Annotated in this window: 2 tRNA genes; both read right to left on the bottom strand. The window is 56.8% G+C overall.

Going from position 1 to position 280, the window contains the following annotated elements:
- Positions 1 to 46: 46 nt before the first annotated feature.
- A tRNA-Asp gene (locus tag C8322_RS03320) sits at positions 47 to 123 on the bottom strand.
- Positions 124 to 136: 13 nt separating this feature from the next.
- A tRNA-Val gene (locus tag C8322_RS03315) sits at positions 137 to 212 on the bottom strand.
- Positions 213 to 280 lie beyond the last annotated feature (68 nt).

Genomic DNA, 280 nt, shown 5'->3' with positions numbered 1-280 from the left:
TACACAATGTCGCTATTGTGGCAAACGATTCATCAAGAACTTAAAGTGGCGCAGCGGACGGGACTCGAACCCGCGACCCCCGGCGTGACAGGCCGGTATTCTAACCAACTGAACTACCGCTGCATCACAAAAAATCTGGTGGGCGCTGACGGGATCGAACCGCCGACATTCTGCTTGTAAGGCAGACGCTCTACCAACTGAGCTAAGCGCCCTCAAAAGGTCTATCATGTAAATGGCGCAGCGGACGGGACTCGAACCCGCGACCCCCGGCGTGACAGGC

Origin of the sequence: Acinetobacter sp. SM1B (assembly GCF_003289665.1) — a bacterium.
Taxonomy (GTDB): domain Bacteria; phylum Pseudomonadota; class Gammaproteobacteria; order Pseudomonadales; family Moraxellaceae; genus Acinetobacter; species Acinetobacter schindleri.
This window is presented reverse-complemented; position numbering and strand designations above follow the sequence as displayed.